The sequence below is a fragment of the Actinacidiphila glaucinigra genome (assembly GCF_900188405.1).
In the GTDB taxonomy this organism is placed as follows: domain Bacteria; phylum Actinomycetota; class Actinomycetes; order Streptomycetales; family Streptomycetaceae; genus Actinacidiphila; species Actinacidiphila glaucinigra.
The window spans coordinates 19526-44837 of record NZ_FZOF01000006.1 but is presented as its reverse complement, the minus strand read 5'-3'; the positions used below and the strand labels follow the sequence as shown (position 1 = coordinate 44837).

Below are 25312 nucleotides of genomic sequence, written 5' to 3'. Positions count from 1 at the left end.
GGCGGGACACCTTGAGGATCTTCGGCAGGGCACGGCACCGGCCCTCCGCCACGTGGCGGCAGGCGACCGACCGGGCGTTCACGTTGATCAGCGACGGGCGGTACGAGGACGCCGGCGCGCTGCTCATCCGTGCGGCCGACCTCGAGCCCTGGCGTTCGGAGTCCTGGTACAACCTCGCACTGCTGCACAAGTTCCGGCACGACTGGGAGCAGGCCCGCACCACCGGCCTGCGGGCCGTCGCCCTGCTGGACCGCGCGCCCGGCGCCCCCGACTGGTGGAACGTCGGCATCGCCGCCACCGCCCTGCAGGACTGGCCGCTCGCCCGCCGCGCCTGGCAGGCGTACGGGCTGCGCCCCGACGCCGCCGGGACCGGCGTCGTCGAGATGGAGCTGGGCAGCTCCGCGGTGCGGCTCTCCCCGGAAGGCGAGGCCGAGGTGGTCTGGGGCCGCCGTATCGACCCGGCCCGCATCGAGGTGCTGAGCATCCCGCTGCCGTCCTCCGGCCGCCGCTGGGGCGAGGTCGTGCTCCACGACGGCGTCCCGCACGGCGAGCGGCGCACCGCCGACGGCGCCACGTACCCCGTCTTCGACGAGATCGAGCTGTGGGCGCCCTCGCCCGTGCCGACCTGGCTGGTCCTGCTGGAGGCGGCGACCGAGTCGGACCGCGACGCCCTGGAGCAGCTCGCCGCCGACGCGGGCTACGCCGCCGAGGACTGGTCGTCCTCCGTCCGGCTGCTGTGCCGCACCTGCTCCGAGAGCCGGATGCCGACCGACGACGGCTCCGACGGCTCACGCGACCCCCACGACCAGGGCGAACCCGGCCACCCGGGCCACCTCAGCCACCGCACCCCCGGCGCCCTGTGGGCCCCCGAGCGGGAGTGCGGCATCGCGGCCCCCGTGGGGCTGGTGCGGGGCCTGCTGGACAGCTGGGTCGCCGACAGCCCGGACACCAGGGACTGGCGCGATCTCGAAGAGGTCTGCTGACACCTCCGCGGGCACGTACCCTTGATGGGCTATTGAGCTTTGGAGCAGGCCCCAGGAAGGCGTACGACGGACCATGTCGCAGCAGGAGACCGAGCAGACCGTATTCACCGACGACGTGACGGACGCGGAGGAGCGCGAGGCCGCCCACCGCGAGCGCGGCACGGCCCGCCCGATCACGGTCGTCGGCAACCCGGTGCTGCACCACCCGTGCAAGACGGTCACGTCCTTCGACGACGAGCTGGCAGCGCTGATCGACGACATGTTCGCCAGCCAGCGCGCCGCCGAGGGCGTGGGCCTCGCCGCCAACCAGATCGGCGTGCCGCTGAGGGTCTTCGTGTACGACTGCCCCGACGACGACGGCGTCCGCCACGTCGGGCACGTGGTCAACCCCGTCGTCGACGACCTCCCCGCCGAGCGCCGCGTCCTGGACGACGGCAACGAGGGCTGCCTGTCCGTACCGGGTGCCTACGCCGAACTGCCGCGCCCCGACTACGCGGTGTGCCGGGGCCAGGACATGCACGGCAACGACGTCGTCGTCGAGGGCAAGGGCTTCTTCGCGCGCTGCCTGCAGCACGAGACCGACCACCTCAACGGCTACCTCTACATCGACCGGCTCTCCAAGCGGGACCGCAGGGACGCGCTGAAGCAGATGGCGGAGTCCACCCCGAAGTACGAGACCGTCCCGAACGACTGATCGCGAGCGCCCGGCACCGCTGACCGGCGTTGCCGGGTCCGCGGTGCCCGGCGACCGCACGTCCCCGCAGCACCTCCCACCGCACCCCCCATGTGACCTCGCGCCCACGGCGGGCTGGTGCGAGACAAGCGTCGTGGCACGACCGGAGTGGCTAGGCTGAGCTGCGGTACCCGGAGGAGGACCGCACCATGACCACCCAGCCCGAGCACCACGGGGAAGAGCTCATCGCACGGCCGGCGAGGACGCCCGAGGCACTCCGCGCGGCGCTCGCGCAGGTGGCCCCTCACCGCCTTGCGGAGATGGAGCAGCAGAAGAACGAGGCGATCGCCCACTCCGTCGATTCGGGCTCGATCGAGCCGCTGCGCGGATTCCTCACCGCATGGGCCGTCCATGTCGAGATCGCCCGCGATCTCGACACCGCAGGACGTCTGCGCTCGGCCGAGCACACGGCCCAGACTCTCGACAGGCGCGACCCCGCATGGAAGGCGGCGATGGCCGAGATCCGCGCGATCTTCGACCAGGCCCGCGTGGCGGTGGGTGAGTGAGCTGGGCCTGGGAGTACGAGCCCAGTGAGGAGTACGTGGTCGGCGGGGAGAACCCCGCTCCCGTGACACTTGTCGCGCAGGTGGAGGAGAAGGCCGGGGAACTGGTTCGCGCCGCCGAGGCCCGGTACCTCGACGGGCCCGCTTTCCAAGGCGTCGGGGAGGGGACGAGGACGGCAGCCGTGATGGACGGCCTCTTCCTCTACCTCGTCGTTCCTCGGCACGAACGGGTCTACGTCCTCCAGGTCACCGCGTTCTGATCGCCCGGCGGACGGGTGGGGTTGCGGGCGGTCGTCGCCGCCCGCAACCCCACCCCGCGGAGCGGATCAGAAGTCGTCGTCGAAGGAGACCGTGCCCTCGACCGCCACCTGGTACGCGGAGGCGCGGCGCTCGAAGAAGTTGGTCAGCTCCTGGACGTTCTGCAGCTCCATGAAGGAGAACGGGTTCTCCGAGCCGTAGCGGACCGGCAGGCCGAGGCGGACCAGGCGCTGGTCGGCGACGCACTGCAGGTACTCGCGCATGGAGTCGGTGTTCATGCCGGGCAGGCCGTCGCCGCACAGGTCGCGGGCGAACTGGAGCTCCGCCTCGACGGCCTCCTCCAGCATCGCGGTGACCTGCTTGACCATCTCCTCGTCGAAGAGGTCGGGCTCCTCCGCGCGGACCGTGTCGACCACATGGAACGCGAAGTCCATGTGCATCGACTCGTCGCGGAAAACCCAGTTGGTGCCGGTGGCGAGCCCGTGCAGCAGGCCGCGCGAGCGGAACCAGTAGACGTAGGCGAAGGCGCCGTAGAAGAACAGGCCTTCGATGCAGGCCGCGAAGCAGATCAGGTTGAGGAGGAAGCGTCGGCGGTCCTCCCTGGTCTCCAGGCGGTCGATGGACTCCACCGAGTCCATCCAGCGGAAGCAGAACTGCGCCTTCTCACGGATGGACGGGATGTTCTCCACGGCCGCGAACGCGGCGGTGCGCTCCTCGGGATCGGGCAGGTAGGTGTCGAGCAGCGTCAGGTAGAACTGGACGTGCACGGCCTCCTCGAAGAGCTGCCGCGACAGGTACAGCCGCGCCTCGGGGGAGTTGATGTGCTTGTACAGGGTCAGCACGAGGTTGTTGGCCACGATCGAGTCGCCGGTGGCGAAGAAGGCCACCAGCCGGCCGATCATGTGCTGCTCGCCGGGGGAGAGCTTGGCGAGGTCGGCGACGTCGGAGTGGAGGTCGACCTCCTCCACGGTCCAGGTGTTCTTGATGGCGTCGCGGTAGCGCTCGTAGAAGTCCGGGTAGCGCATCGGACGCAGGGTCAGTTCGAAGCCCGGGTCGAGCAGGTTCTTGGTGGAGCTCATTACTGGCAGGCCTCGCAGGACTCGGGGTTCTCAAGGGAGCAGGCGATCGCGTCGGCGTCGGGCGTCGTCTGCTGGAGCGGGACGGGGGCGGCCGCGCGGGCGGACTGCGCGATGCGCGTGGCCGGGCGGGAGCGCAGGTAGTACGTCGTCTTCAGGCCCTGCTTCCAGGCGTACGCGTACATCGAGCTGAGCTTGCCGATGGTGGGCGAGGCCATGAAGAGGTTGAGCGACTGGCTCTGGTCGAGGTACGGGGTGCGGGCCGCCGCCATGTCGATCAGGGCGCGCTGCGGGAGCTCCCAGGCCGTGCGGTACAGCTCGCGGACCTCCGCGGGGATCCAGTTGAAGCCCTCGACGGAGCCGTTGGACTCGCGCAGCGCGTCACGGGTCTGCGCGTCCCAGACGCCGAGCTTCTTCAGGTCGGCCACGAGGTAGGAGTTGACCTGCAGGAACTCACCGCTGAGCGTCTCGCGCTTGAAGAGGTTGGAGACCTGCGGCTCGATGCACTCGTACACACCGGCGATCGAGGCGATCGTCGCGGTCGGGGCGATGGCCAGCAGCAGCGAGTTGCGCATGCCGGTGGCGGCGACGCGGGCGCGCAGCGCCTCCCAGCGCTCGGGCCAGTTCGCCTCGGTCGTGTAGTGGTCGGGGTGCAGCACGCCGCGGGCGGCGCGGGTCTGCGACCAGGCGGGGTGCGGGCCGTGGCGCTCGGCCAGGTCGCAGGAGGCCTCGTACGCGGCGAGCATGATGCGCTCGGCGATCTTTGTGGACAGCGCCTTGGCCTCGGCGGAGTCGAAGGGCAGCCGCAGCTTGAAGAAGACGTCCTGCAGGCCCATCGCGCCCAGGCCCACCGGGCGCCAGCGCTCGTTGGAGGAGGCCGCCTCGCGGGTCGGGTAGAAGTTGATGTCCACCACGCGGTCGAGGAAGGTCACGGCGGTGCGGACGGTGGCGTCCAGCCGCTCCCAGTCGATGACCTCCTGCCCGGCGCCGCCGTCCTCGCCGACGAAGGAGCCCAGGTTGATCGAGCCGAGGTTGCAGACCGCGGTCTCGCCGTCGTTCGTGACCTCCAGGATCTCCGTGCAGAGGTTGGAGGAGTGGATCACGCGGCCGGGCTCGGCGGTCTGGTTGGCGGTGCGGTTGGAGGCGTCCTTGAAGGTCATCCAGCCGTTGCCGGTCTGCGCCAGGGTGCGCATCATGCGGCCGTACAGCTCGCGCGCCGGGAGCGTCTTGCGGGCCAGGCCCGCGGCCTCGGCCTTGCGGTAGGCGGCGTCGAACTCCTCGCCCCACAGGTCGACCAGCTCGGGCACGTCGGCGGGGGAGAACAGCGACCAGGTGCCGTCGGTGTCGACGCGGCGCATGAACTCGTCCGGGATCCAGTGCGCCAGGTTGAGGTTGTGGGTGCGGCGCGCCTCCTCGCCGGTGTTGTCGCGCAGTTCCAGGAACTCCTCGATGTCCGCGTGCCAGGTCTCCAGGTAGACGCAGGCCGCGCCCTTGCGGCGGCCGCCCTGGTTCACGGCGGCGACGGAGGCGTCGAGGGTGCGCAGGAACGGGACGATGCCGTTGGAGTGGCCGTTGGTGCCGCGGATCAGCGAACCGCGCGAGCGGATGCGGGAGTAGGACAGGCCGATGCCGCCGGCGTGCTTCGACAGCCGGGCCACCTGGTGGTAGCGGTCGTAGATGGAGTCCAGCTCGTCCAGCGGGGAGTCCAGCAGGTAGCAGGAGGACATCTGCGGGTGCCGGGTGCCGGAGTTGAAGAGGGTGGGGGAGCTGGGCAGGTAGTCCAGCCGGCTCATCAGGCCGTAGAGCGCCGCGACCTCGTCCACCGAGCGGCTGGTGCCGTCCTCGGCCAGGCCGGAGGCGACGCGCAGCATGAAGTGCTGCGGGGTCTCGATGACCTGGCGGGTGATCGGGTGGCGCAGCAGGTAGCGGCTGTGCAGGGTGCGCAGGCCGAAGTAGCCGAAGCGGTCGTCGGCGCCGTCGGCGAGCGCGGCGTCGACCAGCGCGTCCAGCCGACCGGCGTGCTCGGCGACGAAGGCCGCGGTGCCGTCGGCGATCAGGCCCTCGCGGTGGCCGACCGCGATGGACGCGGAGAACGAGACCGCGCCCTCGCCCGCGGCCTCGTCGGCGATGGCCAGGGTGAGCAGACGGGCGGCGAGCCGCGAGTACTGCGGGTCCTCCGCGATCAGCCCGGCGGCGGCCTCGGTGGCCAGCGCCCGCAGTTCCGCCTCGTCCGCCGTGGCGCTGCGGCCGCGCAGCGCGGCGGCGGCGACCCGGCCGGGGTCGGTGTCGGTGAGGTCTGCGGTCAGTTCCGTCAGGACGCGCAGCAGTTCGGCTCCGGTTGAGGCGGGGTCCGATGCGGTGGCGGGTGCGGCGGGCGCGATGGTCACGTGTGCTCTCTCCCTCGTACGGCGGCGACGCGGAGGAGCGACGGGGCGCACGCAGGGCAGGGCATGCCGCGGCGCGTCCGCCGGCCCAACCCGCGAGGCCCGGACACTTCACCGTCCGGACGGCGCGCCGGACGGTGCCGTCGGCAGGTACTCGGACTCGCGGGCACGCCTCCAGGCGTCCGCACACCGTTGCGGGGCAGTCCCGGATTCCCACCGGCTTCCCCTGCGGCGACAGCGGAGTTGAGCATACATCTAGTGGCGCCCGCCCGTGACACCACCAGATGTTGTGTCGATGCGGTTACAGAGCGAGGGGTTCAGCGGTGCCAGTCGTGGCCGTCGCGGGAGTCGTGGACGCGCCCGGTCAGCGCGGCGAGCGCCAGGGCCAGGAAGAAGACCAGTGCGGTGAGGGTGGCGAGGAAGGTTTCCATGCCTTCGACTGTGCTCCTCGCGCGGCCCCACCGGGAGTGGCAGGACTGACGGACCACCTCGAAATCCTGCCACGTCCGGGCGGCCGCTCTGACATCCTGGAGTCATGCTGCAGAACGTGGCCGTTGTCCTGCTCGACGGTGTCCACCCCTTCGAACTCGGGGTGGTCTGCGAGGTGTTCGGAATCGACAGGTCGGACGACGGCCTGCCGGCGTACGACTTCGCCGTGGCCTCCGCGGAGGGCCCCACGCTGACGTCCCCCGCCGGGTTCACCATCGGCACCCGGTACGGACTGGAGCGGCTGGAGGAGGCCGACCTGATCGCGGTGCCCGCGGGCGACTCCTATGTGCACCGGGAGTACCCAGCCGAGCTGCTGGAGGCGCTGAACCGCGCCGTCGGGCGCGGGGCCCGGGTGCTCAGCGTCTGCTCGGGGGTCTTCGTGCTGGCCGCCGCCGGACTGCTGGACGGCCGCCGCTGCGCCGTCCACTGGCGGCACGCGGAGGAGCTGGCGCGACGTCACCCCCGCGTGCGGGTCGAGCCCGACGTGCTGTACGTGGACGAGGACCCGGTGATCACCTCGGCCGGCACCGCCGCCGGGATCGACGCCTGCCTGCACCTGGTCCGCAAGGAGCAGGGCAGCGAGGTGGCCAACGCCATAGCCCGGCGCATGGTGGTGCCACCGCACCGGGAGGGCGGCCAGACGCAGTACGTCGACCGCCCGCTGCCGCGCACGCGCTGCGACACCGTGGGCGAGGTCCTGGCGTGGATGGAACGCCACCTGGACCGCGAGGTCACCGTCGACGAGCTGGCCGCCCGGGCGCACATGTCGCCGCGCACCTTCGCGCGCCGCTTCCAGCAGGAGACCGGCACGACGCCCTACCGCTGGCTGCTGGGCCAGCGGGTGCTGCTGGCCCGGGAGTTGCTGGAGGGCACCGACGAGACGGTGGACGCCGTCGCCGCGCGCGCCGGGTTCGGCAACGCGGCGACCCTGCGCCACCACTTCGCCCGCTGGGTGGGCACCACCCCCCAGGCGTACCGCCGCACCTTCCGCTGCCCGGAGCCGGCCCGTACCGCATGACGACGGGCCGCCGCCCCGTCCCAGGGCGGCGGCCCGTGACCGTGGCCGGTGCGGCGGTCAGTGACCGGCGCCCACCGGCAGGTCCTTCTGCACGCCCGGGTCGCCGGCGTCGGCCGTGAAGTCGGCCTTGCTGGTCTCGTCCACGCCCTCGGGGGCCTTGAGGGCCCGCAGGACGAAGGTGAGGACGACGGTGACCACGACGTTGAGCACGAAGGCGGTCAGGCCGATGTAGCCGATCTGGCCGATGACCGGGATGGTGTCGGAGGAGCCGCCGAAGTGCTTCTGGGCCGGGCTGGCCACGCCGTACGCCACCCAGGTGCCGTAGGCCATGCCGACCGCCCAGCCCGCCAGCAGCGCCCAGCGGTGGAACCAGCGGGTGAACAGACCGCCGACCAGGGCCGGGAAGGTCTGCAGGATCCAGATGCCGCCCAGCAGCTGGAAGTTGATCGCGACCGTCTTGTCCATGGTGAGGACGAAGACCAGGGCGCCGACCTTGACCAGCAGCGAGACCACCTTGGAGACCTGGGTCTCCTGCGCGGGGGTGGCGTCCGGCTTGAGGAAGTCCTTGTAGATGTTGCGGGTGAAGAGGTTGGCCGCGGCGATCGACATGATCGCCGCCGGCACCAGCGCGCCGATGCCGATCGCGGCGAAGGCCACGCCCGCGAACCAGGACGGGAACATGTTCTCGAACAGCTGCGGGATCGCCAGCTGGCCGTTGTAGCCCGTGACCCCGGCGCCGACACCGCTGGCCAGCGCCATGAAGCCGAGCATGGCCAGCAGGCCGAGCATCAGCGAGTACAGCGGCAGCACGGTGGTGTTGCGGCGGATGACGTCGCGGCTGCGGCTGGAGAGCACGGCCGTGATGGAGTGCGGGTACATGAACAGCGCCAGCGCCGAGCCCAGCGCCAGCGTGCCGTAGGCCCACTGGGCGGTGTCGCCCGGGGCCAGGGATCCGCGGGGCTTGCCCGTGGCCGGGTTGACCTGGGCGTAGGCGTCGCCGGCCTTGGCGAAGATGTCGTCGAAGCCGCCCAGCTTGATCGGGATGTAGATGATCGCCACCGCGATGACGATGTAGATCAGCGTGTCCTTGACGAACGCGATCAGCGCGGGCGCGCGCAGGCCGGAGGAGTAGGTGTAGGCCGCCAGCACACCGAAGGCGATCAGCAGTGGCAGGTCCTTGATGAACCAGTTGGACGACTCGCCGCCGCCCACGCCCATCACGTCCAGGACTGCCTGGATGCCCACCAGTTGCAGCGCGATGTACGGCATCGTGGCGAGGATGCCGGTGACCGCCACCGCCAGCGACAGGCCCTTGGAGCCGAAGCGCCCGCGCACGAAGTCGGAGGTGGTGACGTAGCCGTGCTTGTGCGACACCGACCACAGCCGCGGCAGGAAGGTGAAGATCAGGGGGTAGACCAGGATCGTGTACGGCACGGCGAAGAAGCCGGACGCGCCCGCCGCGTAGACCGCCGCCGGGACGGCCACGAAGGTGTAGGCCGTGTAGAGGTCACCGCCCAGCAGGAACCAGGTGATCCAGCTGCCGAAGCTGCGGCCGCCCAGGCCCCACTCGTCGAGGTGCAGGGCGTTCTCGGCCCTGCGCCAGCGCGCGGCCAGGAAGCCCAGGACCGTGACGACCAGGAAGAAGAAGATGAAGACGGCGAGTGCGACGCCGTTGACCCCGTCCTTCACTTCGCCCCCTCCTTCCGTGCCCGCTCCTCACGGCGGACCATGACGTACGCGGCGTACGTCAGTCCGGAGGACAGGAACACCCACAGCATCTGGTACCAGTAGAAGAAGGGGATGCCGATGAACTCCGGGGTCAGCTTCGCGTACGAGCCGACCCAGAGCATGGCGACGAAGGGGATGACGAGGCAGACACCGGCGATCACGCGTGTGGGGGTGACCACCGGTGGCCGCCCGGAGGTTCCGGATGGTTCGGACATTGCTACGGCTCCGTCCTGATCTCTTACTCCTGTGTAATGCGCAGGCAATCTAGAGTCAGGACGGTCGGCACGTCACTACCTGCTTGCATTGCGTTATGGAAACGATCTACAAGGCCCGGGAACCGCACCGGGGTTACGGACGTTGCAGGCGGGCCACGAACTTGTAGCGGTCGCCGCGGTAGACCGAGCGCACCCACTCCACTGGCTCGCCGCCCGTGTCGATCGAGTGCCGGGACAGCAGCAGCATCGGCAGCCCCACGTCCGTGCCCAGCAGGCCCGCCTCGCGCGGGGTGGCGAGCGAGGTCTCGATGGTCTCCTCCGCCTCGGCGAGCCGGACGTCGTAGACCTCGGCGAGCGCGGTGTAGAGCGAGGTGTACTTCGCCAGGCTGCGGCGCAGCGCGGGGAAGCGCTTGGCCGACAGGTGGGTGGTCTCGATGGCCATCGGCTCGCCGTTCGCCAGACGCAGGCGCTCGATGCGCAGCACGCGGCCGCCGGCCTTCATGTCCAGCAGTTCCGCAAGCCGGTCGTCGGCGGTGATGTAGCCGATGTCGAGCAGCTGGGAGGTCGGCTCCAGGCCCTGGGCGCGCATGTCCTCGGTGTACGAGGTGAGTTGCAGCGCCTGGGAGACCTTGGGCTTGGCGACGAAGGTGCCCTTGCCCTGGATGCGCTCCAGCCGGCCCTCGACCACCAGCTCCTGCAGCGCCTGCCGCACGGTGGTGCGCGAGGTGTCGAACTCGGCGGCCAGGGTGCGCTCGGGCGGCACCGGCGAGCCGGGGGGCATCGTCTGGGTCAGTTCGAGCAGATGGCGCTTCAGGCCGTAGTACTTGGGCACCCGCGCGGTCCGCCCGGCCGCGGCCCCGGCCGCCTCCGCGGTCTCCGTCACCGCAGTGCCGGCCTCGCCGTCGGTCTCCATCGCCTCTGCTCCCGAGTGCTGTCGTGCTGCCGTCACCGGCTCCTCCGTCATTCGCGGCTCACATGGTGGCACGGCCAGGGCTCATGTCGCGTTACGAGCCCAGATGTCGGTCCGGTAACGGACGCGTCCGGTGCTCTTATACACCCTTGACACCCCTAAAGGTCTAGGCCAAGCTTCGGGTCACTGGTCTACACCACTTGGTACTCACTGCCCTGGGGAGGGTGTTGTGAAGCGCAAGCTGATCGCGGCGATCGGTGTCGCCGTCATGGTCGCCGGCGTTGCGGCCTGCGGTTCGGACGACAAGGGCTCCGGCAAGGCCGCCGCGCCGAAGGAGATCACCGTCTGGCTGACGGTCGACGCACAGAAGAACTGGCCCGAGTTGGTCAAGCAGGCGGACGACGCCTTCACGGCCAAGCACAAGGGCGTCAAGATCCGCCACGAGTACTACGAGTGGACCGCGAAGAACCAGAAGCTCGACGCCGTCCTCGCCACCAAGAAGGTGCCGGACGTCGTCGAGATGGGCAACACCGAGACCCTCGGCTACCTGGTCAAGGGCGCGTTCGCCCCGGTCGACAAGAGCAAGTTCGAGAACTCCGGCGACTGGCTGGACGCCCTCGAGGGCTCCGTGACGTACAACGGCAAGACCTACGGCGTGCCTTACTACGCCGGTGCGCGGGTCGGCACCTGGCGCAAGGACGTCGCCAAGGCGGCCGGCGTCACCAAGGCCCCCACCACCTGGGCCGAGCTGACCGACGCGCTCGACAAGATCCAGAAGAAGAACGGCGACAAGTTCTCCGCCTGGTACCAGCCCAGCCGCGACTGGTACACCGCGCTGGCCTTCGTCAAGGACGCCGGCGGCGACGTCGCCAAGGAGGACGGCGGCAAGTGGACCGCCACCCTCTCCGACCCCAAGTCCATCGAGGGCCTGAAGACCTGGAAGTCCGTCCTGGACACGTACTTCCACGGCGACAAGAACAAGGACGAGTCGGACCGTTACATTGTTTACGGCCAGGGCAAGTCCGCGCTCATCTACGGCGCCAGCTGGGAGGGCGGCGCCGCGGCCGACCCGAAGACCGACAAGACCGGCAAGCTGAAGGACAACCTGGAGACCTTCGCGCTGCCCGGCCCCAACGGCGATCTGCTGCCGAACTTCATCGGCGGCTCCGACCTGGTCATCCCGGCCAAGTCCGCCGCGCAGGACCTCGCCGCCGACTGGATCAACGGCTTCACCGACAGCGCCGCCCAGAAGGTCCTCATCTCCAAGGGCAACCTGCCCAACGCCAAGTCGCTGCTCGCCCCGCTCAAGGACGACCCGGCGACGGCCGCATCGGCCCGGGCCAACGAGAACACCTGGTTCGTCCCGACCGCCCCGGGCTGGCTGCAGGTCGAGAAGAAGCAGATCCTGCAGAACATGCTGAACGACATCGCGGTCGGCAAGGCCTCCATCGAGGACGCGACCAAGGCCGCGGACGAGCAGATCAACGCGGTGATCAACGCCGGCTGACCGGCACGCGGGCAACACGGTGATCGACGCCGGCCGGCCGCCCCAGGGCGGCCGGCCCCGGCGCGACGCCAGGGACTGGAGTACCCGAGGAGCACATGATGAGTGCCGTTGACACACCGCTGGACAAGGTGCCGCGCCCGCGGCCGGCGGGACCGGGCCGGAAGCCGCGCCGCTTCGGCGGAGCCGCGCTCCCGTGGACGCTGCTCGCGCCGACCATCGGCGTCCTGCTGCTGGTCCTCGGCTATCCGCTGGTCCGGCTGGTCACCCTGTCCTTCAAGCAGTACGGCCAGGCCGAGCTCTGGCAGGGGCTGCCCGGCGACTGGCAGGGCGTCGCCAACTACACCCACGTCCTGGGGGACCCGGTCTTCTGGGGCGTCGTCCTGCGCACGCTGCTCTTCACCCTCGCGGCGGTGCTGCTGACGCTCGTCGCCGGCATGGGGGTGGCGCTGCTGATGCAGCGGGTCTCGACCTGGGTCAAGGCGCTGATCAACATCGTGCTGGTGGCGAGCTGGGCGATGCCCGTGGTCGTCGCCATCACCATCTTCAAGTGGATGTTCGACAGCGACTACGGCGTCCTCAACTGGCTGCTCAGCCGGCTGCCGGGAGCCGACTTCAGCGGCCACAACTGGTTCACCGACACCAAGCAGGGCTTCCTCGTCATCACCCTCATGGTGGTGTGGGGCGCGATCCCGTTCGTCGCCATCACCCTGCACGCCGGCCTCACCCAGGTGCCCAAGGAACTGGAGGAGGCCGCCCGTATGGACGGCGCCGGGCCGGTCAAGGTCTTCCGGCACGTCACCCTGCCGGTGCTCAAGCCGATCATCGTCATGCTGACGACGCTGTCGGTCATCTGGGACATGGGCGTCTTCCCGCAGGTCTTCCTCATGCGCGACGGCCATCCCGAGCCCGCGTACCAGGTGCTCACCACCTACTCCTACGACCAGGCCTTCGTCGCCAACGACTACGACGCGGGCGCGGCCATCGCCGTCGTCACCGTGCTGCTCCTGCTCGGGGTGATGGCGGTCTACATGCGCCAGATGCTGAAGATCGGAGAGGTGGAGTGACGACCATGCTCGACACGGCTCCCGCCGAGAGGACGCCGGCGGCCGCTCCCGCCGCGCGTGCCCTGCGGCGGCCCCGGCGCAAGGGGCGGACGGTCTACAACCTGCTCGGCCTGCTGGTCGTGGTGGTCTCCGGCTTCCCGGTCTACTGGATGCTCAACACGGCGTTCAAGCCCGCCAAGGACGCCATCGACCCCGACCCCAAGTTCTTCCCGACCAGCCTGTCCTTCCAGAACTTCTCCGACGCCCTGGACGTCGGCGACTTCTGGGGCTCGGTCGGCCGCAGCCTCATCGTCTCCGGGGCAACCGTCGGCCTCGGCCTGGTGATCGGCCTGCTGGCGGCGCTGGCCATCTCCCGCTTCGTCTTCCGCGGCCGCAAGGCCGTGATCGTCGCCATCCTCGCCGTGCAGATGGTGCCGCTGGTGGCGATGATCATCCCGGTCTTCCTGCTGCTCAACCAGATCGACCAGATCGACAAGCTCACCGGGCTCATCGTCACCTATCTGACCTTCGTGCTCCCCTTCACGGTGTGGACGCTGCGCGGCTTCATCGTCAACATCCCCAAGGAGCTGGAGGAGTCGGCGATGGTCGACGGCTGCACCCGCATGGGCGCGTTCTTCCGGATCATCCTGCCGCTGCTCGCCCCGGGCCTCGTCGCCACCTCGATCTACGCGCTGATCCAGGCCTGGAACGAGTACCTGTACGCGATGCTCATCATGAGCCAGGAGAACCAGACGGCCACGGTGTGGCTCGGCAACTTCGTCACCTCGCGGGGCACGGACTACGCGCCGATGATGGCCGGTTCGACCATGATGGGCGTGCCCGTGGTGGTCTTCTTCCTGATCGTGCAGCGCAGGGTCGCCGCCGGACTGACCGCCGGCGCGGTGAAGGGATGACCGAGACCTTGAGCCAGATCCACGACGGCGCCGCGGACACCGAGGCCCTCGTCCGCGACGCCCTCACCGTCCTGCAGCCGGGTTTCCACGGCACCACCGCACCCGAGTGGCTGCTGCGCAGGCTCGCCGAGGGACTGGGCTCCGTCGCCCTGTTCGCCCGCAACATCGAGTCGCCCGGGCAACTGGCCGCGCTCACCGCGCAACTGCGCGCCGTACGGCCCGACGTCCTGGTCGCCGCCGACGAGGAGGGCGGCGACGTGACCCGGCTGGAGGCACGCAGCGGCTCCTCCTTCCCCGGCAACCTCGCCCTCGGCGCCGTCGACGACACCGCCCTGACCCGCGACGTCGCCGCCGAACTCGGCCGCAGGCTGGCCGAGTGCGGGGTCAATCTCAACTGGGCGCCCTCCGCGGACGTCAACTCCGACCCCCGCAACCCGGTCATCGGCGTGCGCTCCTTCGGCTCCGATCCGCTGCTGGTCGCCCGGCACACCGCGGCGTACGTCGAGGGCCTGCAGTCCGCCGGGGTCGCCGCCTGCACCAAGCACTTCCCGGGCCACGGCGACACCTCCGTCGACTCCCACCACGCCCTGCCCCGGGTGGACGTCGACCCGGACACCCTGCACGCCCGCGAACTCGCCCCGTTCCGGGCCGCCCTGGCCGCCGGCAGCAAGGCCGTGATGAGCGCGCACATCCTCGTGCCCGCCCTCGACCCCGACCGCCCCGCCACCCTCAGCCCCGCCGCGCTGACCGGACTGCTCCGCGACGAACTGGGCTACGACGGCCTGATCGTCACCGACGGCATCGAGATGCGCGCCATCGCCGACGTGTACGGCATCGAGCGCGGCACCGTCCTGGCGCTCGCCGCCGGCGCCGACGCCATCTGCGTGGGCGGCGGCCTCGCCGAGGAGGAGACGGTGGTCGCGCTGCGCGACGCCATCGTCGCCGCCGTACGCGACGGCGACCTGCCCCGGGCGCGGCTCGCCGACGCCGCCGGACGGGTGCGGGCCCTGGCCGCCTGGGCCGCCGAGCACTCCGCGGCGCGGGCGACCGTGGCACCGGACCCCGGGATCGGCCTGGTCGCGGCCCGCCGCGCGTTGCGCGTGACCCGCACCGAGGCGTACCTGCCGGTGACCGAGGCGCCCTACGTCGCCGCCTTCACCCCGGTCGCCAACATCGCCGTCGGCGACGAGACCCCGTGGGGCGTCGCCGCCGAGCTCGACCGGATCCTGCCGGGCACGGTGACCGGAAGCTTTCGGGAAGGTGACGCCCTGACCGCACATGTGCTCAGGCCGGCGGGGCCTCGTAGGATCGTCGCAGTGGTGCGTGACGTGCACCGCCACGCCTGGATGGCCGAGGCGCTGGGCTCGCTGCTCGCCGCCCGTCCGGACACGGTGGTGGTGGAGATGGGCGTTCCGCAGGCGGCACCGTCCGGCGCGCTGCACATCGCGACCCATGGCGCCGCCCGCGTGTGCGGGCGGGCGGCCGCGGAGGCCATCGCGGGCAAGGAGGCCGGCGACTGAGGTCCGCCGCGGCTCATCCGTTCCGGACCCACCTGGAGGCCCAGAGAATGTCCGCCCCGACGCCGACCGGGCAGCAGCCGATGCCGGGCCGGATCATGTCCGGCGAGATGGCCGAGCAACCCGCCGTGCTGCGCCGCATCCTCGAGGAGGGCGCCCCGCGCATCCGGCGGATCGCCGAGGAGATCGCCGCGCGCGGACCGCGCTTCGTCCTGCTCACCGCGCGCGGCACCTCCGACAACGCCGCCCTGTACGCGAAGTACCTGGTGGAGGTGGTGCTCGGCAAGCCCGCGGGGCTGACCTCCATGTCCACCACCACCGCGTACGGCGCCCGTCCGGATCTGACGGACTGCCTGGTCGTCACCGTCAGCCAGTCCGGCGGCTCACCGGACCTGGTGGCATCCACCCGGGCCGCGCGCGAGGCCGGCGCGATCACCCTGGCGGTCACCAACAACGCCGACTCGCCGCTGGCGGAGGTCTCCGAGTTCCACATCGACGTCCTGGCCGGCCCGGAGAAGGCGCTGCCGGCGACCAAGACGTACACGGCCGAGCTGCTCGCGCTCTACCTGTTCGTCGAGGGGCTGCGGGGCGGCGACGGCGGCGCCGCGAAGATCCTGCCTGAGCTCGCGGAGCAGATCCTCGCCCGCCAGGACGAGGTCAGGGCGCTCGCCGCGCGCTATCGCTTCGCCGAGCGCCTGGTGCTCACCTCGCGCGGCTACGGCTATCCGACCGCGAAGGAGGCCGCGCTGAAGCTGATGGAGACCAGCTACATCCCGGCCCTGTCCTTCTCCGGAGCCGACCTGCTGCACGGCCCGCTGGCCATGGTCGACAACGTCTCCCCGGTCATCGCGATCGTCACCGAGGGCAAGGGCGGCGAGGCGCTCCAGCCGGTGCTGGACCGGCTCCGCGGCCGCGGGGCCGACCTGGTGGTCATCGGCAACCAGGCGTCGGTCGACGCCGCCTCGGCCGGCTTCGTCCTCCCCACCGAGGGTGTCGCGGAGGAGGTGCAGCCGATCCTGGAGATCCTTCCGCTGCAGATGCTGGCCTACGAGGTGACCATCGCCCGCGGCCAGGATCCGGACGCGCCGCGCGCGCTGGCGAAGGTGACCGAGACGCGCTGAGCGGAACGGGGCGCCGATCGGCGGAGCCGAGCCGGAAAGTGCCCCCGACAACACTTCGGGCCGCGGCGCCGGGACGGGACCCTCAACCCGCCCAGCACCGCAGCCCGGAGCTGCCGTCGGCCCGTGGCGCGCGGGTGTGCGGTTCCCGCGGCCCGTGAGAGCCGACCATGAGGCCTGGCGCAGTCAGGGCAGAGAGCGCCCCGGCCTCGCTCCATCCTTCTGTGCGGGAAGGATGGAAGTTCGGTTGTACGTCAATTCTGGACTAGACCACTAACGCCTGTCCATAAGGTGGTGCAGTCAGATCATAGGTCGTCGAAGACCTTTGTGGGGACTGGATGCGGGCGCCTGCCATGAGCGCGGGTACGCTCATTTGCGTGCCCTCCATGAACGATCTCGTACGCCAGCACACGGACCTCGACGATTCCGATCTCGAGTGGCTCCACCTGCTGGTATCGGAGTGGCAACTGCTCTCCGACCTCTCCTTCGCGGACCTCGTGCTGTGGGTCCCGACCAGTGACGGTACCCGCTACGTCTCGGTCGCCCAGATGCGGCCGAACACCGGCCCGACCTCGTACCAGGACGACATGGTCGGCCACCTGGTGCCGCGCGGCCGGCGCCCGATGCTGGACGCCGCACTCGACGAGGGCCGGATCGTCCGGGAGGGTGACCCGGAGTGGCGCGAGGAGGTCCCGGTCCGGGTCGAGTCCATCCCGGTGCGCCGCGCCGGCCGGGTTCTCGGGGTCATCGCCCGCAACACCAACCTGCTCACCGTGCGGACCCCCAGCCGTCTGGAGCTCACCTACCTGCAGAGCGCCTCCGACCTGGCGCAGATGATCGCGGCGGGCAGCTTCCCGTTCCCCTCCGAGCAGGTCGACATGGACGCCTCGCCGCGCGTCGGCGACGGCCTGATCCGGCTCGACGCCGAGGGCGTCGTCCAGTACGCCAGCCCCAACGCGCTCTCCGCCTACCACCGGCTCGGCCTGGCGGCCGACCTCGTCGGCCACCACCTGGGCTCGGTCTCCGCCGAACTGGCGCCCTCACGGACCAAGAGCCACGAGGCGCTGGTGACCGTCGCCGGGGGCAAGGCGCCGCGGGAGACCGAGATCGAGGGCAACGGCGGCGTCATCCAGCTGCGGGCGATCCCGCTGAGCCCCAAGGGCACGCACAACGGCTCCCTGGTGCTGCTGCGGGACGTGACCGAGCTGCGCCGCCGGGAGCGCGAGCTGATCACCAAGGACGCCACCATCCGGGAGATCCACCACCGGGTGAAGAACAACCTGCAGACGGTCGCGGCGCTGCTGCGGCTGCAGGCCCGGCGCATGGACTCCGACAAGGGCCGGGAGGCGCTGGAGGAGGCGGTGCGCCGGGTCGGCTCGATCGCGATCGTGCACGAGACGCTGTCGCAGAACCTCGACGAGTGCGTGGAGTTCGACGAGATCGCCGACCGCGTGCTGGCGATGGTCGCCGAGATCTCGCCGGGCAGGGTCACCGCGCGCCGCCGCGGGCGGTTCGGGATCCTGACGGCCGAGGTCGCCACCCCGCTGTCGATGGTCCTCACCGAACTGCTGCAGAACGCCCTGGAGCACGGCTTCGGGCCGGGCGAGCAGGGCACCGTCGAGGTGGCCGCCGAGCGGCGCGGGCCGAAGCTGGGGATCGCGGTGCGGGACGACGGGCGCGGCCTGCCCGCGGAGTTCGACCCGCAGCGGGCCGGCAACCTGGGGCTGCAGATCGTACGGACCCTGGTGGTGGGGGAGTTGGGCGGAACCTTCGACATGGTCCCGGCCGAGGAGCGCGGGACGAAGGTCGTCCTGGAACTGCCGTTGGAGGGCTGACGCCCACCGGAGGGGCCCGGCCGGTCCGGGGAACGCCGAAGCCCCGGCCGCTCTGGGAGCGGCCGGGGCTCTTCGCGTCGCGATGCTGCGCGGTTCGGAGGTGCTGCGCGCTGCGGCTCGGGGGTAAGCGAGTGCGTCAGGCGCTGGCGTTGCGGGCGCGGTTGCGGGCGGCGCGGCGCTTCATTGCGCGACGCTCGTCCTCGCTGAGGCCACCCCACACGCCGGCGTCCTGGCCGGTCTCAAGCGCCCACTGCAGGCACTGCTCCATCACGGGGCAGCGGCGGCAGACGGCCTTGGCTTCCTCGATCTGCAGCAGCGCAGGACCGGTGTTGCCGATGGGGAAGAAGAGCTCGGGGTCTTCCTCGCGGCAAACGGCGTTGTGACGCCAGTCCATGGCTGCTCCATCTCCTTGTGTTGCATGTAAGTTGCTTGTGAATGTGAACGCTTTCACGAATCCCCAGACACGACACGGGACATCGCCCAGTCTCCTGGTGCGGTCCCGCGGGGGTGTGGTGAGGATTCCGGCTACCGAGGACGCCCGATGAGCGGCTGTCCCGATCGCCAGGAAGAGCCTCGCAAACCTGGGCTGCGGATACAACCCCTTCCGAAAAGTTTTTTTGGAATCCTCGGTGTCGGCTCCGTCACAGCCGTACTTCCATGGGGTGCAGGGCAGCCTAAACGTTCGAGTGAAAGGACTTTATGTCCTTCTGCTTACACAATCACACGCAGTGCACGGCGTACGCCTGTGAAGGTTGCGCTCATTCGCAGTCCCAGGTGGTCTCCGTCCACCTGGAACGGCAGTGGCGCCTGCGAATGCAAGGTGAAGTCCGTCAGATCGTGCAGGGAGGTCGCGTGCTTGCCCTCGGGTCCGCGCTCCGGCGTCGAACGCAGCAGCTGGGTGGCGTAACGGGCCACCGCAGCGGTGGACAGCCGGGACAGTCCGAGCACGTCGAGGGCGGTGTCGAACGAGGCCCGGGGGGAGGCGTAGATCGGCCGGTTGCCCAGGTAGGTCCACGGCGAGGTGTTGCAGACGAGGGTCAGGACGAGATCGGTCACCGGGTCCTCGCCGGGCCGCTCCAGGGTGATCGTGCCGGTGCGCCGGTTCGGCTCGGCGAGGAATTGCCGCATCACCTGGCGTATGTAGAGCGCGTGCGTCGAACGCTTTCCGTGTTCGCGCTGCTGTTCCACCCGTCCGACGACACCCGCGTCGAAGCCCAGCCCGGCGCAGAAGGTGAACCAGCGCGCCGGCACCCCCTCGTCCTCAGTGCCCGGGGTGCCGCTCACGAGTCCCAGGCCGACCGTGCGGGAGCTGCGCTCGCGCAGTGCGTCCAGCAGCGCGCCGGTGGCCTCCACGGCGTCGTTGGGCAGCCCCAGGGCGCGCGCGAACACGTTCGTGGACCCGCCGGGCACCACCGCGAGCTTCGGCAGCCCCTCCGGGTCGGGGCCGTTGTGCAGCAGGCCGTTGACCACCTCGTTGACCGTGCCGTCCCCGCCGAGGGCGACGACCAGCTCGATCTCCCCGCCCTCCGCGGCCTGACGTGCGAGGTCACGGGCGTGACCGCGGTACTCGGTCGCGGCGACCTCCAGCTTCAGGTCGCTGGCGAGCGCGTGCGCGAGGACGTCACGCGTCCGGGCGCTGGTGGTGGTGGCGGCTGGATTGACCACGAGAAGGGCGCGCATCCCGCCAGCGTACCTACCGGACGGTACCGGGCCGCACCCCTGGTGGCCCGGAGGCGGCGGCTACCCTGCTGGGGTGAGTGGCAACGACAAGCCCGCGCGGCCGGGCCGTACGCGCCGCCTCGCGGCGGCCGCCGCGGTCGCGGCACTGGAAGGCGCCGCCCTGGCGGCCTGGGGGATCGCGATGCTGGCCGTGGGGCTCCTCGGCGACCCCGACAGCCCGCGCCAGGCGGAGGCCGGGGGCGTGACCGTCCTCGCCCTGGCGGCCATGCCGCTGGCGGCCGCCTACGGTCTGTGGCACGCGCGCCGCTGGAGCCGCGGCCCCGCGCTGATCATCCAGCTCGTCGCGCTCCCCGTCGCCTGGACCATGGTGCAGGCGGGCGGCGTCATGATCGCCGCGGGTGGCGTCCTGGGTGTGGCCGCCGTCGCCGAACTGGTGCTCCTCGTCCACCCCGCGGCCACCGACGCCCTCGGGATCGGGCGCAGCACGGCCGAGCAGTGAACCGCGGCGCCCGGGGGCGCCGCCGTCACCTGCCCTTGCCGGTCGTCACTCCTCGACCAGGAGCTTGTCGCGCAGCTGGGCGAGCGTGCGGGCCAGCAGCCGGGAGACGTGCATCTGGGAGATGCCGACCTCCTGGGCGATCTGCGACTGGGTCATGTTCCCGAAGAAGCGCAGCAGCAGGATCTTCTTCTCGCGCGGCGGCAGCTGCTCCAGCAGCGGCTTGAGCGACTCCCGGTACTCCACGCCCTCCAGCGCGTCGTCCTCGGCGCCGAGGGTGTCGGCGACGGCCGGCGACTCGTCGTCGGTGTCGGGCACGTCCAGGGACAGCGTGCTGTACGCGTTGGCGGATTCGAGGCCCTCCAGGACCTCCTCCTCCGTGATCTTCAGGTGTTCGGCCAGCTCGTGCACCGTCGGGGCGCGCCCGTGCTGCTGCGAGAGCTCGCCGGTCGCCGTCGTCAGGGCGAGCCGCAGCTCCTGCAGACGGCGCGGGACGCGCACCGCCCAGCCCTTGTCGCGGAAGTGCCGCTTGATCTCGCCGACGACGGTCGGGGTGGCGTAGGTGGAGAACTCCACCCCGCGGTCCACGTCGAAGCGGTCCACGGACTTGATCAGCCCGATCGTGGCGACCTGGGTCAGGTCGTCGAGCGGCTCGCCCCGGTTGCGGAACCGGCGGGCGAGGTGCTCGACCAGCGGCAGGTGCATCCGGACCAGCCGGTTGCGCAGCTCGGCGCGCTCCGGGGACCCCGGCGGGAGCTTGCTGAGTTCCACGAACAGCGCCCGGGCCCCGGCCCGGTCGTGGGCCGCGTGGTGCCCGTGCTGCTCGTGGTCCTGCTCCTGCTCGTGGTGCTGCTCCTGCTGCTCCTGCGCCATGCGATCCGCCTGATCCGCCTGATCCGCCTGCCCGGCCGCTTCACTGCTCCCGAGGCCGGCCACGGGCCCGGTACCGGGATGCGGCCGCGCCTCGTGACGCCGCGCCGCGGGAGCGGGTACGGGGCGACCCCGCACCCCCGGGGTGCTGCCTTCCAGATCGTTCACGGCGATTCCCCCGTTACAGCTGTCCCGGTCCGGCACCGCGCTTCTTGTGCAGGGCGATGCTCACGGTCTTGTCGTCGGCCACGCTGGACTCCACCTCGCCGGCCAGCGCGGACAGCACCGTCCAGGCGAAGGTGTCGCGCTCCGGGGCGCGGCCGTCGGTCGTGGGTGCCGACACAGTCACCCACAGGGCGTCCCCGACCAGGCGGAAGACGCAGCTCAGCACGGATCCCGGGACGGCCTGCTGCAGCAGGATGGCGCACGCCTCGTCCACGGCGATGCGCAGGTCTTCGATCTCGTCGAGGGTGAAGTCCAAACGGGCCGCGAGACCTGCCGTCGCCGTACGCAGCACCGACAGGTAGGCCCCTGCCGCGGGCAGCCGGACCTCGACGAAGTCCTTCGACCCGGGCTCGCCTGCGATCTGGGACACCCTCACCTCCAAGGTGGCACACGCACTGCCCTCATCGGCATTGCACTGATCTGGTTCGGTTCGCCAGCGACGCTATCGCGATCCGTACCCCGGTGTCGCCCGGACGGAGCACGGTCGCCGCCGTGAATGAGCCCTGACCCGGCACCCCACGACTGTCACCCATAGTAGGCGCATGAGCACGCAACGTGCCTAGTGGTCTGCGGACTCAATTCGAAAGAGATGTCGCTTTGTTGACGCGTGCCTGCTCAGCGAGGGCACGAAGGGGTTCGCCGGTCAGTCGTTGTACCGTCCATTCGTCCTGGGGACGGGCGCCCATCGCACGGTAGAAGGCGAGGGACGGCTCGTTCCAGTCCAGCACGGACCATTCGAAACGTTCGTAGCCCCGCTCGACACATATGGCGGCGAGTCCGGCGAGCAGGGCCTTGCCGTGGCCGCCGCCGCGCGCATGGGGACGCACGTACAGGTCCTCCAGGTAGACGCCGTGGGTCCCGGTCCAGGTGGAGAAGTTCCTGAACCACAGCGCGAAGCCCACGGGCGCGCCGAGGGTGTCGTCCTCGGCGATGAGCGCGAAGACGGCCGGATCCGGGCCGAAGAGCGCGTCGTGGAACTGTTGCGTGGTGGCGCGCGCACTGTCCGGCTCCCGCTCGTAGTCCGCGAGTTCGCGGACCATCGCGTGGATCTCCGGGACGTCGCCGGGGGTCGCGGCTCGGATCATGCCAGCAAGGCTAACCGGTCGGCCGTCCGGTCACGACGGCCGCGACCGTCGTCCCGGGTGCGAAGGCGCCCTCCTGGGCCAGTGAGAACAGGCCGTGGAGCATCTTCGCGACGTAGACGGAGTCCGGGACGAAGCCGTGGCGCCCGCCGAAGTCCTCCGCGAACGCCCGCAGCTCGGGTGAGACGCGGGCGTAGCCGCCGTGGTGGAAGCGGTCGTCCAGCAGCCAGTTCCCGCGCGGGCCGCCGAAGGCCTCCTCCTGGAGCCGGCGTATCTCCGCGGCCAGGAATCCGCCGCCCTTGAGCACCGGGAACCCGATGGCCCGCTGCCCCGGACCGAGCCCGGCCGCCAGGCCCGCCAGGGTGCCGCCCGTCCCGCAGGCCACGCCCACGACGTCCGCCGTGCCGCGCAGCTCCTCGCCGAGGGCCGCGCACCCCCGTGCGGCGAGCGCGTTGCTGCCGCCCTCGGGGACGACGTAGGCGGGGCCCAGGAGGTCCAGGAGGGATGCGAGGACCTCGGGCTCGCCCTTGCGGCGGTAGGTGGCCCGGTCGACGAAGTGCAGCCGCATGCCGTCGGCGGCGGCCCGCGCCAGGGAGGGGTTGAGCGGGCGCCCGGCCAGCTCGTCGCCGCGGACGACACCCGTGGTCGCGATGCCGAGCAGCCGGCCCGCGGCGGCGGTGGCCCGCAGGTGGTTGGAGTAGGCGCCGCCGAACGTCAGCAGACGGCCGTGGCCGCCGTCGAGGGCGGCCCGCAGATTCAGGTGGAGCTTGCGCCACTTGTTGCCGGGCAGGTCGGGGTGGATCTGGTCGTCCCGCTTGACGAACATCCGTACGCCGCGCCCGGCCAGGCGCTCGTCGTCGAGCAGCTCGACCAGCGGGGAGGGCAGGCGGACGTCCGGGATCACCCGTCCATTGTGGCCGTCACCTGGGGGAGAGGTGGACGCGGTAGCCCGGGTGGTAGCGCAGGTTCGGCAGCGGCCGGGAGGGCCAGTCACGCGCGTACGCGGGCGGCTGCCCGTTCGGCGGGGTCAGGACGGCGACGGGCTGCGTGCGTGCGAGCCGCAGGACGCCGTCCGGGGTCAGGTTCTCGTTGTGCCCAGCGGTCTGGCCGGAGGCGCAGCGCGCCTGGTATCCGACGGGCGTCGCCATCGGCCCGGTGACCAGGCACGGCGGGCGCACCCCGAGCCGGGTCAGCTCGGCGGCCATGCGGGCGTAGTCGCCGTTGCCGATGGTCGAGCTGCGCACCGCGCGGTGGAGCACGATCTGCTGGGTGACGAGCTGCGCGAGCACGACGGCGACCACGGCGCCGGCGACGGCCGGCCGCAGCGCCGGTCGCACCCGTCCGGGCAGCAGGAGGAGGCACTGGGCGGCGGGCAGGGCGAGCAGGGCGTACGCCGGGAGCAGGAAGCGCGGCGCGGCGTAGTCGATGAGCACCAGATAGGGCAGCGCAAGGGACAGGCCGCACGCGGCGGGCAGGAACCGCGCACCCGGCGCCTGCCCCTCGCGCCGCGGCGCGAGGGCGACCCCGGCCGCCACCAGGGCTGGCAGGGCGAACCACCACACGGCGTCACCCTTGTGCTGCCAGACGGCGTCGCAGGGGCGGCACAGCGTGTGGGAGGCATCCAGGGTGCTGAGCTGGTCGGCGAAGGCCAGGTGCCAGCCGAGACCGCCCTCGATGGCGTTCGCGCGGTCCATCCGGGCGAGGATGCCGCCGTAGGCGGTGAACGCCTCGACGACCCACTGGGCGCCGCCCAGCAGCACCCCGGCGGCGATGACCGCGAGCAGCGCCAGGCGGCGCCGGCCGCGCAGGAAGAGCGCGGCGACGCCCAGTGGCAGGGCCAGCCACGCGGCGTCGTGCGGCCGCAGCAGGGTCAGCGCGGCGAACGCCGCTCCCAGGCCGGCGAGCGCGGCCCGGCCGGTGTGGCCCGGCGCCGCCGCGCGCAGGTAGCAGCCCACCGCGATCAGGGCCACCAGCGCGACCCAGAGGTTGGGCATCGCCTGGGGGCCGTACAGCAGGGTCACCCACAGCCCGGAGAAGAGCAGCCCGCCCAGCGCCACCACCCGCGTGCCGAGCAGCGGCCGCCACAGCCACAGCGCCAGGAAGAGCGCCGCGCCCGACAGGACCGCCAGATAGACGCGGAGCGCGAGGGTCGACGCGGTCAGCAGCGCCAGAGGGGCCACGAGTGCCGGTACGCCCCGGGAGCGGGGCGCGCTGAAGAAGGCCGAGGGGATGTCCGGGGAGACCTGGCTGACGTAGACCGACTCGTCCCAGCCGAGGCCCATGCCGGGCGCGACGACCAGGAGGAGCTGGACCACGGTGAAGAGTGCCGCCAGACAGGCGAGCAGTCGGATCTCGGAGTGCGGGCGGCTGCGCGGCGGTGCGGCGTGGCGCGCGCGGGGCCGGGCATCCGGTGACGTCAGCTCATGCGTCGTCGCCATAGTGCGTCATGGCAACAGCCGTGACGCACGTGATCAAGGCGGCGCGCCGCTCCCCGGGGGCGGCTCGACCGGTGGGGTGAGCCTCGCCGGGGCCCGTTCGCCCGGGTGGCGCCGTCGCCGGGGACGACGGTCAGCGGGGCGCCTCCACTCGGCCGTGAGGGGCGGCATGCCCGTCGCAGAGGGCCGCCTCGGTGTCGGCGGCGCTCGTCTCCGGGAACGGCTCCACCCGCTCGGCGACGCATTGCCGCTCCCGCGACGGCTGCGGTCGGCGGTCGGAAGGGGCACGGGGC

Annotated in this window: 24 protein-coding genes and 1 riboswitch; of the genes, 12 read left to right on the top strand and 12 right to left on the bottom strand. The window is 71.4% G+C overall.

Features of this window, described 5'->3' with window-relative positions; genetic code table 11:
- The first annotated feature begins 11 nt into the window (after nt 1–11).
- From CHF15_RS13695 to CHF15_RS13680, 4 genes are all read left to right on the top strand, one after another.
- On the top strand, nt 12–983 hold the full coding sequence (locus CHF15_RS13695; RefSeq protein ID WP_089224047.1) for a tetratricopeptide repeat protein: 972 nt from the start codon (nt 12–14) through the stop codon (nt 981–983).
- Nucleotides 984–1056: 73 nt separating this feature from the next.
- Nucleotides 1057–1677, top strand: coding sequence for a peptide deformylase (gene def / locus CHF15_RS13690; RefSeq protein WP_089224046.1), 621 nt, complete (start codon nt 1057–1059; stop codon nt 1675–1677).
- 188 nt (nt 1678–1865) lie between these two features.
- On the top strand, nt 1866–2222 hold the full coding sequence (locus CHF15_RS13685; protein WP_089224045.1) for a hypothetical protein: 357 nt from the start codon (nt 1866–1868) through the stop codon (nt 2220–2222).
- Nucleotides 2219–2479 carry a hypothetical protein gene (locus tag CHF15_RS13680; RefSeq protein ID WP_089224044.1) on the top strand — a complete coding sequence of 87 codons (261 nt, stop codon included), beginning with the start codon at nt 2219–2221 and terminating at the stop codon, nt 2477–2479. Before CHF15_RS13685 ends, CHF15_RS13680 begins: the two co-directional genes overlap by 4 nt.
- A gap of 66 nt (nt 2480–2545) precedes the next feature.
- On the opposite strand, the gene CHF15_RS13675 is transcribed toward CHF15_RS13680, so the two are convergent.
- On the bottom strand, nt 2546–3556 hold the full coding sequence (locus tag CHF15_RS13675) for a ribonucleotide-diphosphate reductase subunit beta (RefSeq protein WP_018561564.1): 1011 nt from the start codon (nt 3554–3556) through the stop codon (nt 2546–2548).
- Complete coding sequence (locus tag CHF15_RS13670) at nt 3556–5940, bottom strand: ribonucleoside-diphosphate reductase subunit alpha (RefSeq protein WP_089224043.1); 2385 nt, start codon at nt 5938–5940, stop codon at nt 3556–3558. Before CHF15_RS13670 ends, CHF15_RS13675 begins: the two co-directional genes overlap by 1 nt.
- 125 nt (nt 5941–6065) lie before the next feature.
- Nucleotides 6066–6225, bottom strand: a riboswitch (cobalamin riboswitch).
- A gap of 247 nt (nt 6226–6472) precedes the next feature.
- Here CHF15_RS13670 and CHF15_RS13665 point away from each other — a divergent pair.
- The gene (locus tag CHF15_RS13665; RefSeq protein WP_089224042.1) at nt 6473–7444 is read left to right on the top strand and encodes a helix-turn-helix domain-containing protein; all 972 of its coding nucleotides are present in this window, start codon (nt 6473–6475) and stop codon (nt 7442–7444) included.
- 57 nt (nt 7445–7501) lie between these two features.
- Here CHF15_RS13665 and mctP read toward each other — a convergent pair whose 3' ends face one another.
- From mctP to CHF15_RS13650, 3 genes are all read right to left on the bottom strand, one after another.
- Nucleotides 7502–9133 carry a monocarboxylate uptake permease MctP gene (gene mctP, locus CHF15_RS13660; RefSeq protein ID WP_089224041.1) on the bottom strand — a complete coding sequence of 544 codons (1632 nt, stop codon included), beginning with the start codon at nt 9131–9133 and terminating at the stop codon, nt 7502–7504.
- The gene (locus CHF15_RS13655; RefSeq protein ID WP_089224040.1) at nt 9130–9387 is read right to left on the bottom strand and encodes a DUF3311 domain-containing protein; all 258 of its coding nucleotides are present in this window, start codon (nt 9385–9387) and stop codon (nt 9130–9132) included. Before CHF15_RS13655 ends, mctP begins: the two co-directional genes overlap by 4 nt.
- A 133-nt stretch (nt 9388–9520) precedes the next feature.
- The gene (locus CHF15_RS13650) at nt 9521–10300 is read right to left on the bottom strand and encodes a GntR family transcriptional regulator (protein ID WP_018563314.1); all 780 of its coding nucleotides are present in this window, start codon (nt 10298–10300) and stop codon (nt 9521–9523) included.
- A gap of 226 nt (nt 10301–10526) precedes the next feature.
- Between CHF15_RS13650 and CHF15_RS13645 the strand changes: the two genes are divergently transcribed.
- The 6 genes from CHF15_RS13645 (at nt 10527) to CHF15_RS13620 (ending at nt 18231) form a co-directional block, all read left to right on the top strand.
- Nucleotides 10527–11804, top strand: coding sequence for an extracellular solute-binding protein (locus CHF15_RS13645; protein ID WP_089224039.1), 1278 nt, complete (start codon nt 10527–10529; stop codon nt 11802–11804).
- A 98-nt stretch (nt 11805–11902) separates the two neighbouring features.
- Nucleotides 11903–12868: a carbohydrate ABC transporter permease gene (locus CHF15_RS13640; RefSeq protein ID WP_089224038.1), complete on the top strand. Its 966-nt coding sequence runs from the start codon at nt 11903–11905 to the stop codon at nt 12866–12868.
- Between the two features lie 5 nt (nt 12869–12873).
- A complete protein-coding gene (locus CHF15_RS13635) occupies nt 12874–13761 on the top strand; it encodes a carbohydrate ABC transporter permease (RefSeq protein WP_026251775.1) in 888 nt (295 codons plus the stop codon).
- A complete protein-coding gene (locus CHF15_RS13630; protein WP_089224037.1) occupies nt 13758–15281 on the top strand; it encodes a glycoside hydrolase family 3 protein in 1524 nt (507 codons plus the stop codon). The genes CHF15_RS13635 and CHF15_RS13630 overlap by 4 nt, the downstream gene beginning before the upstream one ends.
- A 47-nt stretch (nt 15282–15328) precedes the next feature.
- Nucleotides 15329–16399 (top strand): SIS domain-containing protein, encoded by a 1071-nt coding sequence (locus CHF15_RS13625; protein WP_089224036.1) that lies wholly within the window; start codon nt 15329–15331, stop codon nt 16397–16399.
- A 383-nt stretch (nt 16400–16782) separates the two neighbouring features.
- Complete coding sequence (locus tag CHF15_RS13620; RefSeq protein ID WP_018563320.1) at nt 16783–18231, top strand: sensor histidine kinase; 1449 nt, start codon at nt 16783–16785, stop codon at nt 18229–18231.
- Between the two features lie 136 nt (nt 18232–18367).
- On the opposite strand, the gene CHF15_RS13615 is transcribed toward CHF15_RS13620, so the two are convergent.
- Together CHF15_RS13615 and CHF15_RS13610 are read right to left on the bottom strand one after the other, a co-directional pair.
- Complete coding sequence (locus tag CHF15_RS13615; protein WP_018563321.1) at nt 18368–18625, bottom strand: WhiB family transcriptional regulator; 258 nt, start codon at nt 18623–18625, stop codon at nt 18368–18370.
- Between the two features lie 317 nt (nt 18626–18942).
- Nucleotides 18943–19911, bottom strand: a complete 969-nt coding sequence (locus CHF15_RS13610) for a diacylglycerol/lipid kinase family protein (protein WP_089224034.1) — start codon at nt 19909–19911, stop codon at nt 18943–18945.
- 73 nt (nt 19912–19984) lie between these two features.
- Here CHF15_RS13610 and CHF15_RS13605 point away from each other — a divergent pair, with 73 nt between their 5' ends.
- A complete protein-coding gene (locus tag CHF15_RS13605; protein WP_089224033.1) occupies nt 19985–20410 on the top strand; it encodes a hypothetical protein in 426 nt (141 codons plus the stop codon).
- A 45-nt stretch (nt 20411–20455) separates the two neighbouring features.
- Here CHF15_RS13605 and CHF15_RS13600 read toward each other — a convergent pair whose 3' ends face one another.
- The 5 genes from CHF15_RS13600 to CHF15_RS13580 form a co-directional block, all read right to left on the bottom strand.
- Complete coding sequence (locus tag CHF15_RS13600) at nt 20456–21415, bottom strand: RNA polymerase sigma factor SigF (protein ID WP_375819610.1); 960 nt, start codon at nt 21413–21415, stop codon at nt 20456–20458.
- 43 nt (nt 21416–21458) lie between these two features.
- A complete protein-coding gene (locus CHF15_RS13595; protein WP_026251777.1) occupies nt 21459–21872 on the bottom strand; it encodes an ATP-binding protein in 414 nt (137 codons plus the stop codon).
- Between the two features lie 205 nt (nt 21873–22077).
- Nucleotides 22078–22587 carry a GNAT family N-acetyltransferase gene (locus tag CHF15_RS13590; protein WP_089224031.1) on the bottom strand — a complete coding sequence of 170 codons (510 nt, stop codon included), beginning with the start codon at nt 22585–22587 and terminating at the stop codon, nt 22078–22080.
- 10 nt (nt 22588–22597) lie between these two features.
- Complete coding sequence (locus CHF15_RS13585) at nt 22598–23488, bottom strand: 1-aminocyclopropane-1-carboxylate deaminase/D-cysteine desulfhydrase (RefSeq protein WP_089224030.1); 891 nt, start codon at nt 23486–23488, stop codon at nt 22598–22600.
- A gap of 16 nt (nt 23489–23504) precedes the next feature.
- Complete coding sequence (locus CHF15_RS13580) at nt 23505–25022, bottom strand: hypothetical protein (protein ID WP_089224029.1); 1518 nt, start codon at nt 25020–25022, stop codon at nt 23505–23507.
- Nucleotides 25023–25312 lie beyond the last annotated feature (290 nt).